The organism is Paracoccus sp. S4493 (assembly GCF_000967735.1).
Taxonomy (GTDB): Bacteria; Pseudomonadota; Alphaproteobacteria; order Rhodobacterales; family Rhodobacteraceae; genus Paracoccus; species Paracoccus marcusii.
Window position 1 is genome coordinate 1 of record NZ_JXYF01000113.1, and the last position, 16,600, is coordinate 16,600.

The 16,600-nt window shown below is 68.7% G+C and carries 17 protein-coding genes; 10 read left to right on the forward strand and 7 right to left on the reverse strand.

The annotated features are described in order from the left end of the window. Window positions 1–38: 38 nt before the first annotated feature. From TW83_RS13765 to TW83_RS13775, 3 genes are all read right to left on the reverse strand, one after another. Window positions 39–956, reverse strand: a complete 918-nt coding sequence (locus tag TW83_RS13765) for an ABC transporter substrate-binding protein (RefSeq protein ID WP_045983363.1) — start codon at window positions 954–956, stop codon at window positions 39–41. A 96-nt stretch (window positions 957–1,052) separates the two neighbouring features. After that, on the reverse strand, window positions 1,053–1,937 hold the full coding sequence (locus TW83_RS13770; protein ID WP_045983349.1) for an AraC family transcriptional regulator: 885 nt from the start codon (window positions 1,935–1,937) through the stop codon (window positions 1,053–1,055). 301 nt (window positions 1,938–2,238) lie between these two features. Further along, window positions 2,239–3,279, reverse strand: a complete 1,041-nt coding sequence (locus TW83_RS13775) for an NAD(P)-dependent alcohol dehydrogenase (protein WP_045983350.1) — start codon at window positions 3,277–3,279, stop codon at window positions 2,239–2,241. A gap of 225 nt (window positions 3,280–3,504) precedes the next feature. Between TW83_RS13775 and ltnD the strand changes: the two genes are divergently transcribed. The 8 genes from ltnD to TW83_RS13815 all read left to right on the forward strand — a co-directional run bounded on the left by ltnD (window position 3,505) and on the right by TW83_RS13815 (window position 11,851). Continuing rightward, the gene (ltnD, locus tag TW83_RS13780; protein WP_045983351.1) at window positions 3,505–4,413 is read left to right on the forward strand and encodes an L-threonate dehydrogenase; all 909 of its coding nucleotides are present in this window, start codon (window positions 3,505–3,507) and stop codon (window positions 4,411–4,413) included. Next, window positions 4,410–5,657 carry a 3-oxo-tetronate kinase gene (gene otnK / locus TW83_RS13785; protein ID WP_045983352.1) on the forward strand — a complete coding sequence of 416 codons (1,248 nt, stop codon included), beginning with the start codon at window positions 4,410–4,412 and terminating at the stop codon, window positions 5,655–5,657. The genes ltnD and otnK overlap by 4 nt, the downstream gene beginning before the upstream one ends. Further along, a complete protein-coding gene (locus TW83_RS13790) occupies window positions 5,654–6,280 on the forward strand; it encodes an aldolase (protein WP_045983353.1) in 627 nt (208 codons plus the stop codon). Before otnK ends, TW83_RS13790 begins: the two co-directional genes overlap by 4 nt. Window position 6,281: 1 nt before the next feature. Next, entirely contained in the window at window positions 6,282–7,070 is a 789-nt protein-coding gene (otnI, locus tag TW83_RS13795; protein ID WP_045983354.1) for a 2-oxo-tetronate isomerase, read from the forward strand. Continuing rightward, window positions 7,067–7,849, forward strand: a complete 783-nt coding sequence (locus TW83_RS13800) for a DeoR/GlpR family DNA-binding transcription regulator (RefSeq protein ID WP_045983355.1) — start codon at window positions 7,067–7,069, stop codon at window positions 7,847–7,849. Before otnI ends, TW83_RS13800 begins: the two co-directional genes overlap by 4 nt. Then, window positions 7,846–8,775: a D-erythronate dehydrogenase gene (gene denD, locus TW83_RS13805; protein ID WP_045983356.1), complete on the forward strand. Its 930-nt coding sequence runs from the start codon at window positions 7,846–7,848 to the stop codon at window positions 8,773–8,775. The genes TW83_RS13800 and denD overlap by 4 nt, the downstream gene beginning before the upstream one ends. A 50-nt stretch (window positions 8,776–8,825) precedes the next feature. Further along, window positions 8,826–10,223 (forward strand): gluconate:H+ symporter, encoded by a 1,398-nt coding sequence (locus tag TW83_RS13810; protein WP_204245762.1) that lies wholly within the window; start codon window positions 8,826–8,828, stop codon window positions 10,221–10,223. 131 nt (window positions 10,224–10,354) lie between these two features. After that, on the forward strand, window positions 10,355–11,851 hold the full coding sequence (locus tag TW83_RS13815; RefSeq protein WP_045983364.1) for a phospholipase D-like domain-containing protein: 1,497 nt from the start codon (window positions 10,355–10,357) through the stop codon (window positions 11,849–11,851). Here the strand turns inward: TW83_RS13815 and TW83_RS13820 are convergent. Next, window positions 11,848–12,519: an autoinducer binding domain-containing protein gene (locus tag TW83_RS13820; RefSeq protein WP_045983358.1), complete on the reverse strand. Its 672-nt coding sequence runs from the start codon at window positions 12,517–12,519 to the stop codon at window positions 11,848–11,850. The two genes, TW83_RS13815 and TW83_RS13820, sit on opposite strands and share 4 nt — an antisense overlap. Before the next feature lie 338 nt (window positions 12,520–12,857). Here TW83_RS13820 and TW83_RS13825 point away from each other — a divergent pair, with 338 nt between their 5' ends. Together TW83_RS13825 and TW83_RS13830 are read left to right on the forward strand one after the other, a co-directional pair. After that, window positions 12,858–13,916 carry an aldo/keto reductase gene (locus TW83_RS13825; protein ID WP_045983359.1) on the forward strand — a complete coding sequence of 353 codons (1,059 nt, stop codon included), beginning with the start codon at window positions 12,858–12,860 and terminating at the stop codon, window positions 13,914–13,916. Between the two features lie 57 nt (window positions 13,917–13,973). Beyond that, window positions 13,974–14,918 carry a DnaJ C-terminal domain-containing protein gene (locus TW83_RS13830; RefSeq protein ID WP_045983360.1) on the forward strand — a complete coding sequence of 315 codons (945 nt, stop codon included), beginning with the start codon at window positions 13,974–13,976 and terminating at the stop codon, window positions 14,916–14,918. On the opposite strand, the gene TW83_RS13835 is transcribed toward TW83_RS13830, so the two are convergent. From TW83_RS13835 to TW83_RS21165, 3 genes are all read right to left on the reverse strand, one after another. Further along, window positions 14,882–15,067: a DUF1289 domain-containing protein gene (locus tag TW83_RS13835; RefSeq protein WP_045983361.1), complete on the reverse strand. Its 186-nt coding sequence runs from the start codon at window positions 15,065–15,067 to the stop codon at window positions 14,882–14,884. The two genes, TW83_RS13830 and TW83_RS13835, sit on opposite strands and share 37 nt — an antisense overlap. Window positions 15,068–15,187: 120 nt before the next feature. Continuing rightward, on the reverse strand, window positions 15,188–15,664 hold the full coding sequence (gene ruvX / locus TW83_RS13840) for a Holliday junction resolvase RuvX (RefSeq protein ID WP_045983362.1): 477 nt from the start codon (window positions 15,662–15,664) through the stop codon (window positions 15,188–15,190). Next, the coding region (locus TW83_RS21165) for a hypothetical protein (protein ID WP_045983365.1) at window positions 15,661–16,600 on the reverse strand (940 nt) is incomplete at its 5' end. The genes TW83_RS21165 and ruvX, both read right to left, overlap by 4 nt.

The window sequence follows — 16,600 nt, forward strand, 5'->3', positions numbered from 1 at the left end:
GCCCCGCCCCCGCCGGGGGGGGGGCGCGGCCGGGTCCGTCACCAGCTGAAGTCGGCCGCGTTCTCGGCATCGACCGTGCGCACGTCGATCGGCACCTCGGTCGGTACCACGCGCGCGCCCCAGTACTGGGCCAGCGCCATGCCCAGGCCCACGCGGACCTGGTCGCGCGGGAACTGCGCGGTGGTCTGGATGAACGGGCCGCCGTCGGCGATGGCCTTGACCGCCTCGGGGGCGCCGTCGACCGAGGTCAGCTTGATGTCGCGGCCCGACCCCTGGATCGCGGCCAGCGCACCCATCGCACCGCCGTCGTTGACCGAGAAGATACCGGCCAGGTTCTGGTGCGACTGGATCATGTTCTCGACCACGCCCAGGGCGACGGAACGGTCCTGGCGGCCGTTCTGGGTGTCGACCAGGGTGATGCCCTCGTGCTCGGCCAGGGCCTCCTTGCAGCCCTCGACGCGCTGCAGGATCGGCACGACCGGGATGCCGTCCAGGATGGCGACCTCTCCCTGGCCGCCCAGGGCTTCGGCCAGATAGGCGCAGGACTGATAGCCCGCGTCGCGGTTCTTGGAGCCGACGAACGTGTCGACCGGGCCGTTGGCGTTGGCGTCGACCGCGACCACGATCACGCCCTGGTCCTTGGCCATGCGCACGGCCGATTCGACGCCCGCGCTGTCGGTTGGGTTCAGCAGCAGGATGTCGATGCCCTGCTGCAGCATGTCCTCGACGTCCGAGATCTGCTTGGCCACGTCATGGCCCGCGTCGGTCACGATGACCTCGGCGCCGATCTGGGCGGCGGCCTCGTTCAGGGCCTCCTGCATGGACACGAAATAGGGGTTGTTCATCTCCTGGAACGTCATGCCGATCTTCAGCGTGTCGTCCTGGGCGGCGGCAAGGCCGGTCGAGGCGACAAAGCCCAGCGCGGCGGCGGATACGGTCTTGAGCAAGGTGTTCATCATAGTCCTCCCTTCGATGTGCAGTCGGCAGTCCCCCTCCGGTCGCGGCCCGCATGGGGAACCGCGTCGCGCAGGGTATGGGGTGGTGTGGCGGGTTCAGCTGGCCATGCGGATCGTCTGGTTGGCGGCGAAGGTCGCGCGAAATTCCGACGGCGACATCTTCTTCAGCTTGAGGAAATGGCGGTTGAAGTTCGACAGGTTCGAAAAGCCCACGTCAAAGCAGATATCGGCGACCTTGGCGTCGGGGTCCGACAGCAGCATGTGACAGGCCAGGTCGATCCGCATCTGGTTGCGATAGCGGACCAGCGTGGTCCCGGTATGGCGCTTGAACGACCGCGAGAACGCGCTTTGGCTCTGTCCGGTCAGGTCGGCCAGTTCCGTTTCGCTGACCGCGTCCAGCAGGTTTTCCCGCAGATGGCCCAGGGCGCGGTTCATGTCCGACTCCTCGGCCCGCTGCATGTCCATGACAAAGCTCAGGCTGGCCAGCGTCTGCGCCTTGGGCGCCGTCGCCAGCAGGTCCAGGATCTGGAAGAACAGCCCCAGCCGGCGCACGCCGCGCGCGTCGATCAGCTTGCCCATCAGCGGCATCACCGCACGCGAGGTGTCGTCGTCGAACAGCAGGCCCCGGCGGCTGCGCTCCAGCAGGTGCCGGGCCGATTCCAGCTCGGGGAATGCCCCGCGGGCGGCCTCGATGAAGCTTTCGGGGAACTGGATGACCTTGGTGCGGCAGGGCACGATCTGTCCGGGGCGGATGTCGCTGATCCAGTTCTGGGGCAGGTTCGGTCCGGTCATGATCAGCTGGCCCGGCCCGAATTCGCCGACATGGTCGCCGATATAGAACTTGCCCGACGTCGCCACGACCAGGTGGATCTCATATTCCGGATGGAAGTGCCAGCGGACCGTGCGGAAGGGATAGCCGTGCTGCCACGCGGCAAAGGATTCACCCTTGCGGATATGGACCAGTTCCAGATCTGGCTGCATCGCGTTCCCCCTCTCCGCGCCAGCACGGCCCGCTGCTGCGATGCCGGCCCTCCAAGGCGCTGGACCTTTGCTAGCACGGGTGGTCGGGACGGGGCCACGACCGCACGGCGAATCTTCAGATACTTTTTTGACACCAGGCGCCGAAAAATCATCATGTCAGTGGGACGGGAACCACGGCATGAAAATGCTGCCATGCAGCATGGCCGCGCCAGGGGTGCCTTGCCCGATGGGAAATGGCTGCAACCCAGGGCTGCAGCCATTCCAAAACGCCGGGGCGGCGGTCATACTTTTCAGGCGCGTTTCAGTCCGGCATGCGGATCTGGATCTTGACGTCGGTGTCGCGCGCCTCGACCGCACGGTCGAAGGCGGCGATGCTGTCCGCGAAGGGGATCGTGGCCGAGATAAGCGGCGACAGGTCGACCTTGCCCGCCGCGATCAGCGATATCGCGCGGTCATAGACGTTGGCATAGCGGAACACCGTCTCGATGCGCAGCTCCTTGGCCTGCAGGCCGACGATGTCGACCGGCACCGGATCGACCGGCATGCCGACCAGCACGATCGTGCCGCCCGGACGCGCCAGCGCCGGCAGGCCCAGGATCGCGGGGGCCGCCCCGGAACATTCGAAGACGACGTCCGCGCCCCATCCATCGGTGGCCTCGGCGATCGCCTGGGCTGCGGGGGTGGTGCGGATGTTGACGGTCTCGATGCCCGGATAGGCGCCGATGATGTCCAGCTTGGGCTGGGCCAGGTCCGCGACCATCACCTTGGCGCAGCCCCCCGCCAGCGCCGCCAGCGCGGTCATCATGCCGATGGGCCCGGCGCCGGTGACCAGTCCGATGTCGCCCGGCTGGATGCGTGCCCGCAACGCGGCCTGCATGCCGATCGCAAAGGGCTCGACCATCGCGCCCTGCGCAAAGGAGACCTGATCGGGCAGCCGGTAGGTATAGGCCGCCGGATGCACGACCTGCGGCGTCAGGCAGCCATGCACGGGCGGGGTGGCCCAGAACCGCACCGCCGGATCGACGTTGTAGATGCCCAGCTTGGCCGCGCGCGAGGTCGCATCGGGAATGCCGGGCTCCATGCAGACCCTGTCGCCGGGCTTCAGGTGCGTGACCTGGGCGCCGACCTCGACCACGGTGCCCGATGCCTCGTGGCCCAGGACCATCGGCTGCTCGACCACGAAGGGGCCGATCTTGCCGTGGGTATAGTAATGCACGTCCGACCCGCAGATGCCGACCGTATGGACCGCGATGCGCACGTCGGTGGGCGACAGGTCCTGATCCAGCGCGATGTCGCGCAGCGCCAGCTGACCCTTGCGTTCCAGTACCAGTGATGTCGCCATGTCGTCCCCTCCGGTGTTGCGATCCGCTGCCGACAGAACGCCGGGCACGCGGCGGTGTAAATCCGTCCGGTAGCCGTCGGGCCGTGAAATCTGCGGGAACGGAAAAAAACTATCACCGCAACGATGGGCAGGGATGTTAAAAAACGTGACTTATTGAGATAAATTGTTGCATTGCGCGCCTGTTTGTGACTGACTGCGTCCCAATCTGATCAGGGAGAAGCACAGATGTCCGTCCCGACCCGCTATCGAGTATGCGTCGTAGGCCTTGGGTCCATGGGCATGGGGGCAGCGCTGTCCTGCCTGCGTGCCGGACTGGCCACCAGCGGCATCGACCTGGATGCGGGGCGCCGTGACGCCTTTGCGGCCCAGGGGGCCGAGGGCGTGGCGGATGGCGTCGCGGGCCTCGGCGGCGATTTCGACGCGGTGATCGTGCTGGTCGTGAACGGCGCGCAGGCCCGCCAGGTGATCCTGGGCGAGGGCGGCGTGGCCGGGCGCATCCGTCCGGGCGGCGCGATCATGGTCAGCTGCACGCAATCGGCCGAGGATGCGCGCGCCCTGGGCGCCGATCTGGCCGCGCGGGGCGTGCTGATGCTGGACGCGCCGGTCTCGGGCGGGGCGGCCAAGGCCGCGCAGGGGGCGATGACGGTGATGGCCTCGGGGCCGGATGCGGCCTTCGACGCGCTGGCCCCGGTGCTGGGGGCGGTGGCCGCCAAGACCTATCGCATCGGGCCTGATATCGGGCAGGGTGCCACGGTCAAGGTCATCCACCAGCTGCTGGCGGGCGTGCATATCGCGGTCGGCGCCGAGGCGATGGCCCTGGCCGCCCGTGCGGGCATCCCGCTGGACACGATGTATGACGTGGTGACCAACGCCGCCGGCAATTCCTGGATGTTCGAGAACCGGATGAAGCATGTGGTCGATGGCGACTACACGCCCACCTCGGCCGTGGACATCTTCGTCAAGGATTTGGGCCTGGCGACGGAAACCGGACGCGCCCTGGGCTTTCCGCTGCCCCTGGCCTCGACCGCCTTCGCGATGTTCCAGCAGGCCTCCAACATGGGCCATGGGCGTGAGGATGACAGCGCGGTGATCAAGACCTTCTCGGGCATCACCCTGCCGGAGGGGAAGGCATGAAGATCGGCGTCATCGCGGATGATTTTACCGGCGCGACCGATATCGCGGGCTTTCTGGTCGCGGGCGGCCTGACCACCACGCAGATGATCGGCGTGCCGGAGGCGGGCGCGCAGGTCGATGCCGATGCGGTGGTGATCTCGCTGAAAAGCCGGTCGAACCCGGCGGCCGAGGCCGTGGCGGACAGCCTGGCCGCACTGGACTGGCTGCGCGCGCGGGGCTGTGCGCAGATCTATCAGAAATACTGCTCGACCTTTGATTCGACGGCCGCAGGCAATATCGGCCCGGTGGCCGATGCGCTGATGGCGGCCCTGGGGACCGACATCACGGTCATCTGCCCGGCGCTGCCGGTGAACGGGCGGTCGGTCTATCTGGGCCATCTGTTCGTGAGGCAGGACCTGCTGCAGGATTCGGGGATGCGCGATCACCCGATCACGCCCATGCGCGACAGCAGCCTGATCCGGTTGATGGAGGGGCAGGCGCAGGGCCGTTGCGGTCTGGTCGATGCCGCGACCGTCGATCAGGGGCCGCAGGCCGTGCGCGACCGCATCGCGGCCCTGCGGGCCGAGGGGGTGCGCTACGTCGTGCTGGACGCGATCAGCGACGCGCATCTGGCGACCCTTGGGCAGGCCGTTGCGGACATGGCGCTGGTCACCGGCGGGTCGGGGCTGGGATACGGCATCGCGCGGGCGGTGTCGGGCGGGGCCGATGCCCAGGCCCAGGATGCGGGCGCGCCGCTGGCGGGGCCGGCGGTGGTGATCTCGGGGTCGTGTTCGGTGATGACGAACCGGCAGGTCGCGGCCTATCGCGCACTGGCGCCGACGCTGGACGTGGATGTGGACCGCTGCCTGGCCGATGCCGACGCCTATGGCGCCGCGCTGGCCGAATGGGTGCTGGCGCAGCCGCAGGGCCGTGCCCCGATGATCACCGCGACCGCCGACCCGGCCCGCCTGCGCGCGATCCAGGCGCAGCACGGCGCCGCCGCCTCCGAGGCGGTCGAGCGCACCTTCGCCGCCGCCGCCGCGCGTCTGGCCGAAGGCGGCATCACCCGCTTCATCGTCGCGGGAGGAGAGACCTCGGGCTCGGTCACGCAGGCGCTTAAGGTCACGGGTTTCGCCATCGGGCCGCAGATCGCGCCCGGCGTGCCTTGGGTCCGGGCGGTGGACAAGCCGCTGTCGCTGGCGCTGAAATCGGGCAATTTCGGGGCCGAGACCTTCTTCACCGACGCGCAGGAGGTCCCCGCATGAGCGCCGCCGACCGCATGGTGCTGCTGTGCCGCAGCCTGTTCGAGCGCGGCTACTCCGTGGGCGGGGCGGGGAACGTGTCGGTCCGCAATCCCGACGGCGGCTTCACCGTGACCCCCACGGGCAGCAGCCTGGGCCGCCTGTCGGCCGATGCGCTGTCGGTGATCGGCGCGGATGGCGAACCGCTGCCCGGTCCGAAGCCGTCCAAGGAATTCGCCTTCCACCGCGCGCTCTATGACGTGCGGCCGCAGGCGGGGGCCATCGTGCATCTGCATTCGACCTATCTGACGGCGCTGTCCTGTCTGGAGGGGCTGCCCCGCGACAATGCGATCCGGCCCTTCACCCCCTATTACGTCATGCGCATCGGGCACATGCCGGTCATCCCCTATTCCCGCCCCGGATCGCCGCAGATCGGGCTGGACCTGGCCGCCGCGGCGCAGGGCAACAGCGCGCAGGCCTTTCTGCTGGCCTCCCACGGGGTCGTGGTGCTGGGCCGCGACATCGACGATGCCGTGAACAATGCCGAGGAGCTGGAGGAGACCGCCAAGCTGCAGTTCATCCTGCGCGGCGAGAAGCTGCACTACCTGACCGAGGCCGAGATCGCCGAACTGGGCGGAGGATACTGACATGACCCGCATTGCCGCGAACCTCTCGATGCTGTTCACCGACGCGCCCTTTCTGGACCGGTTCGACCGGGCGGGTGCTGCGGGTTTTGACACGGTCGAGTTCCTGTTCCCCTATGACCACCCCATCGAGGTGGTGAAGACCCGGCTGGACCGTAACGGCTTGCGCCTGTCGCTGATCAACGCGCCCGCAGGCGATTGGGCGGGGGGCGAGCGGGGCTTTGCCGCGCGTCCGGGAAAGCGCGCTGAGTTCCGCGCCAGCGTGGAGCAGGCGATCACCTATGCCACGGGCCTGGGCTGCCCGCGCATCCACGTCATGTCCGGGATCACCGCCGATGAGCCGGACCGCGCCGCCTGCGAGGCGGTCTGGACCCAGAACCTGCGCGAGGCCGCCGACATGGCCGCCAATGCCGGCCTGTTCATCAGCATCGAGCCGCTGAACAGCCGCGACGTGCCGGGTTACTTCATCGCGCATCAGGACCCGACGCTGGCCCTGATCGAGCGCCTTGAGCGCCGCAACGTGCTGCTGCAGTTCGACGTCTATCACACGCAGATCATGGACGGCGACATCATCCGCCGGATCGAGCGTCTGAAAGGCGCCTATGGCCATGTCCAGATCGCGGGCGTCCCCGACCGCCACGAGCCCGACACGGGCGAGCTGAACTATGCCGAGATCTTCGCGGCCTTCGAGCGGACCGGCTTCGACGGGCCGATGGGCTGCGAGTACAACCCCCGCGGCCGGACCGAGGACGGTCTGGGCTGGGCCGCGCCCTATCTGCGCGCGGTGCCATGATCCCGGCCGAACGCCAGCAGTTCATCCTGTCCTGCCTGGCCGAACGCGACATCGTCAGCATCGCCGACCTGGTCGAGCGACTGGGGGTATCGCACATGACCGTGCGCCGCGACATCCAGGCACTGGAGGAGGCGGGCCGCGTGTCCTCGGTCACCGGGGGCGTGCGCCTGTCGCGGAGGTTGGCGCAGGAGCTGCCGCATCTGCAGAAGGCCGCGATGAACACCGGGGCCAAGCGCGCGGTGGGGCAGGCGGCGGCCGATCTGGTCCGCGACGGCATGGTGATCTATCTGGACGCGGGCACGACGCTCTTGGAACTGGCGCGCCAGATCGCCGGGCGGCGGGGGCTGACGGTGGTCACGAACGACTTCGTCATCTGCGCCTGGCTGTCCACGCATTCGGACTGCACGCTTTATCACAGCGGCGGACTGGTCGAACGCGCGAACCAATCCTGCGTGGGCGGTGCGGCGTCCGAGGCGCTGGCGCGGTTCAACTATGACATCGCCTTCATCTCGACCTCGTCCTGGACGGTGGCGGGGCTGAGTTCGCCCTCCGAGGCCAAGGGCCCGGTCAAGCGCGTCGCGGTCGATCGCGCGCGGCGCGCCGTGCTGGTGTCGGATTCGACGAAATACGGCGCGGTGGCGGCGATGAACATCCTGCCCGTCTCGGTCTTCGACACGGTCGTGACCGATGCGGGCATCGACGCAGGCGCGGCGGACGCCCTGCGCGAGATGGGAGTCCAGGTGATCCTGGCCCCCGACCTGAAGGGAGAGAGCCTATGACCATCATCGTGACCGGCGGCGCCGGTTTTCTGGGCGCGCGCCTGATCGCGGCCCTGCTGAAGGACGGCGCGGAACGCATCGTGTCGCTGGACCGGGTGGCCTGCCCGGTCGATGACGCGCGGGTGGAAAGCCTGGTCGGCTCCATCGACGACGCGGATGCCGTGGCCCGCGCGCTGTCGGGGGGCGCTGACACGGTCTATCACCTGGCCGCCGTGCTGTCGGGCCAGTCCGAGGAGGATTTCGACACCGGCCTGCACATCAACGTCGACGCCACACGTTTGCTGCTGGAGGCCTGCCGCAAGCTGGACCGCGCGCCGCGCTTCGTCTTCACCAGCTCGCTTGCGGTGTTCGGCGGAGAGATGCCGCAGATCGTGCCGCCGACCATGGCCCTGATGCCGCAATCCTCATACGGCTGCGGCAAGGCCATCGGCGAACTGCTGGTCAGCGAATACAGCCGCAAGGGCTTCGTCGACGGGCTGACCGTGCGCCTGCCCACGATCTGCGTGCGCCCCGGCGCGCCCAATTCCGCGGCCTCCAGCTTTGTGTCGGGGATCATCCGCGAACCGGTTGCGGGGCAGGCGTCGGAATGCCCGGTGCCGCTGGACACGCGGCTGTGGATCAGCTCTCCGGGCGTGGCGGTCACGAACCTGGTCCGCGCGGGCCGCATCCCCGCCGCCGATCTGGGCATCAACCGCGTCATGGACCTGCCGGGCATCACCGCGACCCCGGCCCAGATGCTGGACAGCCTGGAGCGGCTGGTGGGCGCCGAGGCCCGCGCCCGCGTGGCCCTGACCCGCGATGCGCGCATCGAGGCCATCGTCTGCAGCTGGCCCGGCGCCTTCGACGTGACCCGCGCGCGCGCCCTGGGCTTTGACGCGGATACCGATTTCGACGCGATCCTGACGCAGTTTCTGGCGGATCGCTGAGCGTTTTCAACTGGAGGCGCCCCATGCCGGGCGCAGTGGAGGAGTAACCCATGGCTGAACCCGGAATGGAGTTCCAGCTGATCGCGGGACTTGGCTTTGCCATCTTCCTGCTGATCTTCCTGGTCGTGAAGACCAAGATCCACGCGATCATCGCGCTGGTCATCGCGGCATCCGTGTCGGGCCTGATCGGCGGCATGATGCCCGCCGACGTGATCAACTCGATCACCACCGGTTTCGGCCGCACGCTGTCCACCATCGGCCTGGTCATCGGCTTCGGCGTGATGATGGGCCGCATCCTGGAGGTGTCGGGCGCGGCCGAGCAGATGGCCTATTCGCTGATCCGGTGGGTCGGGAAAAAGCGCGAGGACTGGGCCATGGTCCTGACGGGCTATATCGTGTCGATCCCGATCTTCTGCGACAGCGCCTTCGTGATCCTGTCGCCGCTGGTCAAGGCGCTGGCGCGGTCCTCGGGCAAGTCGGTGCTGACGCTTGGCATCGCGCTGGCGGGCGGGCTGATGCTGACCCACCATGCCGTGCCGCCGACCCCCGGCCCCCTGGGCGTCGCGGGCATCTATGGCGTCGATCTGGGGCTGATGATCCTGTGGGGCATCGTCTTCACGATCCCCGGCATGGCGGTCATCGTCTTCTATGCCCGCGCCATGGGCCCCCGGATCGAGCGGATGATCCAGACCGACACCGGCGAGGACCTCTCGGCCGCCTATCGTCAGTTCGAGGAGGCCGTGGACGACCGCCAGAAGGTTCTGCCGTCCCTGGGCCTGTCGGTGCTGCCGCTGCTGCTGCCGATCGTGCTGATCTTCCTGAACACCATCGCCACGGCGGTCGTGCGCACCTCGGGCGACCCGGCGCTGGAGACGAACCTGCTGGTGCAGGCGATGTCCTTCTTCGGCAACCCGGTGATCGCGGTGGCCATCGGCCTTCTGGTGTCGATCTATACCCTACTGCCCGGGCGTCCGCGCGACGAGGTGCTGGGCTACATGGAGCAGGGCGTCGAAAGCGCGGGCATCATCCTGCTGGTGACCGGTGCGGGCGGGGCCCTGGGTTCGGTCCTGCGCGATTCGGGCGCGGGCGACGTGATCGGCCAGGCGGTGGCGGGTCTTGCCATCCCGGCGGTGCTGATCCCCTTCGTGATCAGCTCTCTGGTGCGCCTGATCCAGGGTTCGGGCACGGTCGCGATGATCACGGGCGCATCGATCTCGGCGCCGATCCTGATGAACATGCCGGACGTGAACATGGTCTTTGCCGCCCAGGCCGCGGCCATCGGGTCGATGGTCTTCGGCTATTTCAACGACAGCTACTTCTGGGTCATCAACCGGATGCTGGGCGTCAAGCAGGCCAAGCACCAGATGCTGCTGTGGTCGGTGCCGACCACGCTGGCCTGGGGATCGTCGCTGGCCATGCTGTTGATCTGCAACGCGCTGTTCGGCTAGGGTCGGATCGCTGCCGCACGGTCGACCTTGATCGTGCGGCAAACACTCCCTTAATGGAACCGAAGGTCGCCCTTCGTGTTGCGCTGACGCGCCGCATGGCGGGGCAGCAGCAAAAGGGACGGCGGGACAACATGGATGCTTCGAGTGATCGGCTGGCCCGTCCGGGATGGAACTGCTGGCGGGTCGAACAATCGGGGCGGTTCGCGTTCATCGCCGATGCCGACGAATATTTCCGTGCCGTGCGCCAGGCCATGCTGCAGGCGCGCCACTCGATCCTGATGATCGGTTGGGACTTTGACGCCCGCATCCATCTGGGCGACGCCGCGGACGGCGGCCCCCCGGCCCTTGGCGATTTCGTGATGTGGCTGGCCCGCCGCCGCCCCACGCTGCACGTGCGCCTGCTGCGATGGGACACCGGTGCCTTCAAGGCGATGTTCCGGGGCAGCACGTTGTTGACGATCCTGCGCTGGAAGATGCATCCGCGCATCACGCTGCGCCTGGACGGCAAGCACCCGCTGGCCAGTTCGCATCACCACAAGATCGTCGTCATCGACGACTGCCTGGCCTTCTGCGGCGGCATCGACATGACCGAGGGCCGGTGGGACACGCGCGAACACAAGGACGACGATCCGCGCCGCACCAGCGCCAGCGGCAAGCTGATGAAGCCCTGGCACGACGCGACCAGCGCCTTTGACGGACCCGCCGCGCGGGCGATGGGCGATCTGGCCCGCGACCGCTGGCGCATCGCCTGCGGCGAGGAGCTGTCGGCGGTCAGCGACGCGTCGGGATGCTGGCCCGACGCGATCAAGCCCACGTTCCGCGACGTGGCGCTGGCCATCGCGCGGACCCGTCCGGACATTCCCGACGTCCAGCCGGCCTACGAGGTCGAGCAGATGTATCTGGACCTGATCGCGCGGGCGAAACGGGTCATCTATGCCGAAAGCCAGTATTTCGCATCCCGCCGCATCGCCCAGGCCATCGCCAAACGCCTGGCCGAGGACGATCCCCCCGAGATCGTCATCATCAACCCGGTCAGCGCCCAAGGCTGGCTGGAGCCGATGGCGATGGACACCGCCCGCGCCCAGTTGGTCGAGGCGCTGCGCAAGCTGGACCATCGCGACCGGCTGCGCATCTATCACCCGGTGACCGATGCGGGCGCCGAGATCTATGTCCATGCCAAGGTGACGATCGTCGACGACACCTATCTGCGGGTCGGGTCGTCGAACTTTAACAACCGATCCATGCGGCTGGACACGGAATGCGACGTGATGCTGGCCGCCGAACGTCCGGGCGCCGAGGCGACGCGCGCTACGATCACCGCGCTGCGCGACGACCTGCTGGCGGAACATCTGGCGATGACGCCCGATCAGGTCACGCAGGGCATCAAGGAACATGGCAGCCTGATCGCGATGATCGATGCCAATCGCGGCACGCAGGGGCAGGGCCGCACCCTGATCCCCTACGAGATCCCCGAACTGAGCGGCTTCGAGGCCTGGCTGGCCGAGAACGAGATCCTGGACCCCGAAGGGCCCGACAAGATCTTTGAGCCTTTGGGCAAGCGCAAGGGCCTGATCCGTCGCTGGCACTGGCCCAAGCGCCTGAAATGGCGCCGGCGCAAGTCGGCCTAGTCTTGGTCGGGCCCCGTGGGCAGCCCCTTGCTGAGGCCGGACACGCTGATCCCGTTCAGCAGCCCCGCATCGATGGCCTTGCGGATCGCATGGGGATTGTCCTCGACCCCCAGGGCGGTGCGCGCCATGCGCAGCCGATAGCGCAGCGCGGTGCGGGAGATGCCAAGCGCCTCGCAGGCCTGGTCATAGGTCATGCCGCAGGCGATCGCCTCAAGCGCGTCGACCAGGATCGGGCGGAGCGAGGCGGTGCGATCGACCATGTCATGCGCGCGTTTCAGCAGGTCGGCCATGCTGGCGATCTCGGCATCCGTGAACTCGCGCTCGCCATGGGACGCCCCGATATAGGACCGCGATTCGGCCGGGCCGTAGGACAGCGCCGCGCCATAGGTCAGGCCGTGGTCGCGCGCCTGGCCCATCACGTTCAGCGGATCGGGCAGCAGGCGGGTCAGGGCGCTCCACCGGATCTGGCCCTCGTTCAGGACGCACCACATGACCATCGGGTCGCCGACGCCCAGATTGCAGCGGGTATAGGTCTGGATCCACTGCGAGGGATAGGTTGACACGCGCCTGACCGGGCGCGAATAGCGGATATGCAACCCCAGGGTGAAGCCGCGGGGTGCCAGCACCGACAGGGCATCGTCGATCTGGGCAAGGGCGTGCACGGACATCCGGAAGACACCTGGAACAGCGAAAACGACACGGGGTGAACAGATTTGTTCGCCCATTTAAGAGCAGCCGGCGGCTACGGCAAGGGGGGCTTTCCTGACTGTCGTTGCAGCGGGGCAACATAGCCTTACGGGGCTATAGTCCCGCGGGGTCATTTGCCCTTATGCGATGTCTTGCGCACGTCGTGCCTGTCGGGACGGTTAGCGGGCGCTATGCCCTCATTTCAGTCATGTCAGGACGCCCCTTCGGGGGTGTCCTTTTTTTCATGTCCGACGCGGGCTTGCGCCCGGCGGGGGGATCGCTAGCCTGCGCCCGAAATCGCAAACAGGGAAGTGGTCCGATGGAACGTGTGAAACTGGGCGGCAGCGCGGTCGAGGTCAGCCGGATCTGCCTGGGGACGATGACCTTCGGCAACCAGACCGCCGAGGCGGAGGCCCATGCGCAGATGGATGCCGCCCTGGAGGTCGCGATGACCTTCATGGACTGCGCCGAGATGTATCCCGTGAACCCCGTCCGCCGCGAGACGGTCGGCCTGTCCGAGGAGATCATCGGGCGCTGGCTGGCGCGGACCGGCAACCGCGACCGGGTCGAGATCGCGACCAAGATCACCGGACCCAGCCAGATGGTCCGCGACGGGGCGCCGTTCGACGGGGCGACGGTCACGGCCTGCATCGACGCCTCGCTGCGCCGGCTGCAGACGGACCGGATCGACCTCTATCAGCTGCACTGGCCGGTGCGCGGATCCTATGGGTTCCGGCAGAACTGGGCCTTTGATCCGTCGAGCCAGGACAAGGCGCAGACGCTGGCGCATATGCGCGACGTACTGGGCGCGCTGTCGGATGCGGTCGATGCGGGCAAGATCCGCGCCGTGGGCCTGTCGAACGAATCGGCCTGGGGCCTGACGCGGTGGTGCGACGTGGCCGACGAGATCGGCGGGCCGCGGATGGCCGCGATCCAGAACGAGTATTCGCCGCTTTATCGCCTATACGATACCGATCTGGCCGAGGTCGCGGTGAACGAGGACGTCACGCTGCTGTCCTATTCGCCGCTTGCGGCGGGCCTGCTGACCGGGAAATACGCCTCGGGCGCGATGCCCGAGGGCAGCCGCGCGGCGGTCGACAAGGCCACCGGCGGGCAGGGCAACCTGGGTGGGCGCAAGACCGACCGCGGGGTGGCCGCGGCAGAGGCCTATGGCCGCCTGGCGGCGGAGCATGGCTGGGACGTGGTGCACATGGTCATCGCGTGGCAGCTGACGCGCCCCTTCAAGGTGGTGCCGATCATCGGTGCCACGACGATGGATCAGCTGCGCCATCTGATCGCGGGACTGGACCGCGATCTGCCTGACGAGCTGCGTCGCGGGATCGAGCGCCTGCACCGCGCCCACCCGCTGCCCTATTGATGTGAACCCGACCGTCTCTATCTTACCGACAGGACGGATGAACACGAAGGACCAGGCATGGCAGGCGATCCCTATGCAGCACTCGGCGTGTCGCGAAGCGCCAGTGCCGATGAGATCAAGAAGGCCTATCGGCGCATCGCGAAGACCGATCACCCGGACCTGAACCAGGATCCGGCCGCCGCCAAACGGTTCGCGGCGGCCTCGGCTGCCTATGACCTGCTGAAGGATGCCGACCAGCGCCGCCGCTTTGACGCGGGCGAGATCAACGCCCAGGGCCAGGAACAGGCACCCCGCTGGCAGGGTCGCCCGGGGGCGGGCGGCAACCCGTTCGGCGACGCGCCCGGCCATGGCGGCGATCCGGACCTGTCGGATGTCTTTGCCGACCTGTTCGGACAGCGCGCCTCTCCGCGGGGCGGCGGCGGTTTTGGCGGGTTCGGGGGCTTTGGCGGGTTCGGCGGCGGGCGCACGTCCGACATGCGCGGCCAGGACCTGCGGCTGGCGCTGCAGGTGGATTTCCTGACCGCGGTCCGTGGGGGGCGCAATCGCATAACCCTGCCGCAGGGCGGCACGCTGGAGGTCACCATCCCCAAGGGCGTGCGCGACGGCCAGGTGATCCGCCTGCGCGGCAAGGGCGAGCCCGGCATCGGCCGCGGAGAGCCCGGCGACGCCTATCTTGAGGTTCGGGTCGCCGAGCATCCCCAGTTCACGCGCGACGGCGACGACATCCACCTGATCCTGCCGATCAGCCTGGACGAGGCGGTGCTGGGCGGCAAGGTTGCGGCCCCGACCATCGACGGGCCCGTCAACCTGACCATCCCGCGGGGCGCGACCTCGGGGCAGCGGCTGCGGCTGCGGGGGCGCGGCGTGAACGGCGGCGACCAGCATGTCGAGCTGCGCATCGCCATGCCGGCCAAGGTGGACGCCAAGCTGGCGGCGTTCTTCGAGGAATGGCGGCGCGAGAACGCCTATGACCCGCGGCGGGGCATGTCCGAGGCGTCCTGACGCGCGGGCAGCACGGCCATGACGCGGGCGCGGGCATCGGGGGTCATGCGGCCCCAGGCCGCGATCTCGGCCAGGGTGCGGTGGCAGCCGAGACACAGGTTGCGGTCCGCGTCGATGCGGCACAGCTTGATGCAGGGGCTTTCGATCATCGGCGGCTGTCTTTCTGAGGCGCGGAGCAGGGTTCGGGTCGCGGGGGACGGGCCGTGCGAAGCCCGGCCCGGACGCTGCCGCTTGGCCCATGGCCGCGCTGACGCGCGGCGGTCGCATCCTTATCCATGGGTCGCGATGTGGCGCAGGCGGTCCAAGGCACCCTGCAGGATGTAGCCCGCGGCGACCTGGTCGATGACCTCGGCCCGGCGCTTGCGCGAGGTGTCGCCCTCAAGGAGGGCGCGTTCGGCGGCGACCGTGGACAGGCGTTCGTCCCAGTAGGCGATGGGCAGGTCGGTCAGCCGGGTCATGTTGCGCGCAAAGGCGCGGGTGGCTTGGGCGCGCGGCCCTTCGGAGCCGTCCATGTTGCGCGGCAGGCCCAGGACCAGCCCGGCCAGCCCCCGGTCCGCGATCAGCGTCAGCAGCGCCTGCGCATCCTGGGTGAACTTGGTCCGGCGGATCGTGGTGATGGGGGACGCCACGCCCCGCATGCCGTCGCTGACGGCGACGCCGATGGTCTTGGTGCCCAGGTCCAGCCCGGCCAGCGCGCCGAAGCGGGGCAGGGCGGCGGCGAAATCGGTCATGTCCTCGTGGATCATCCGTCCAGCCCCGCTTCGGTCGCGGCCCGTTCGATCGGGGCCAGGGCGTCGGGGGCGCTGCCGAAACGCTGGCGGGCCTCGGTCAGGATCGCGGTCGCCTGGTCGCGCTGGTCCAGCATCGCCAGCGCCGCGATCAGCCGCGCCCATTCCTCGGGAGAGCCGCCCTCCGTCGCCAGGCGCTGCTGCAGGCGGTCGACCATGTCCTGGATCATGCGGGCACGATCCTCGGGGGACAGGTCCTCGGCCGCGGCCAGGGCGTCGGCATCGGGGCCGGGCAGGTCCGTTGCGGGGGGTGCCGGCGCGCGGTATTCGTCATCGCCCGCCAGCCAGGCCAGATCCTGGATCGCGGCGCGGATCGGGGCGATCCAGGGCGCACCCTCGGGGCCCTCGTCCAGCAGGCCGCGCCACAGCGGAAAGGCCCGATCGGGGCGGCCGTTCTGGATCAGCAGGACGCCCTGCAGATAGCGGGCCTGCGGCTGCGTGGGGTCCAGGGTCAGGGCGCGCCGCAGGACGGCCTCGGCCTCGGGGGTGACGACGCCGCCTGCGGCATCGACCATCAGCGTGGCCAGTTGCATCAGCTGGACGGCATCGGCCTGATCGCCGCGCAGGTCGACCAGCCGCTGCTGGGCCGCGCGGGCAGCGGCCAGGTTGCCGAGGCGCATCTCGTTGCTGGCCAGCAGCGCAAGACCCTGCTGGTCGTCCGGGTTGCGCCCGACGGCGTCGCGCAGCTGGTCGATCATCGCCAGGTATTCGGGATCGGCCTGCGACAGGTCGGGCGCGGGACGGGCAGGGGCCGCCGCCTCGGCCTCGGCCTGGCTGGGGCGGTCGCGATAGGCAGCGTCGGCGGCGGCAAAGCGTTCGGCCAGCGGCATGTCGGGGGCGCCCGGCACGCCTTCGCGCAGATACAGCGCCACGGCACCGGCCAGCATCGCGGCC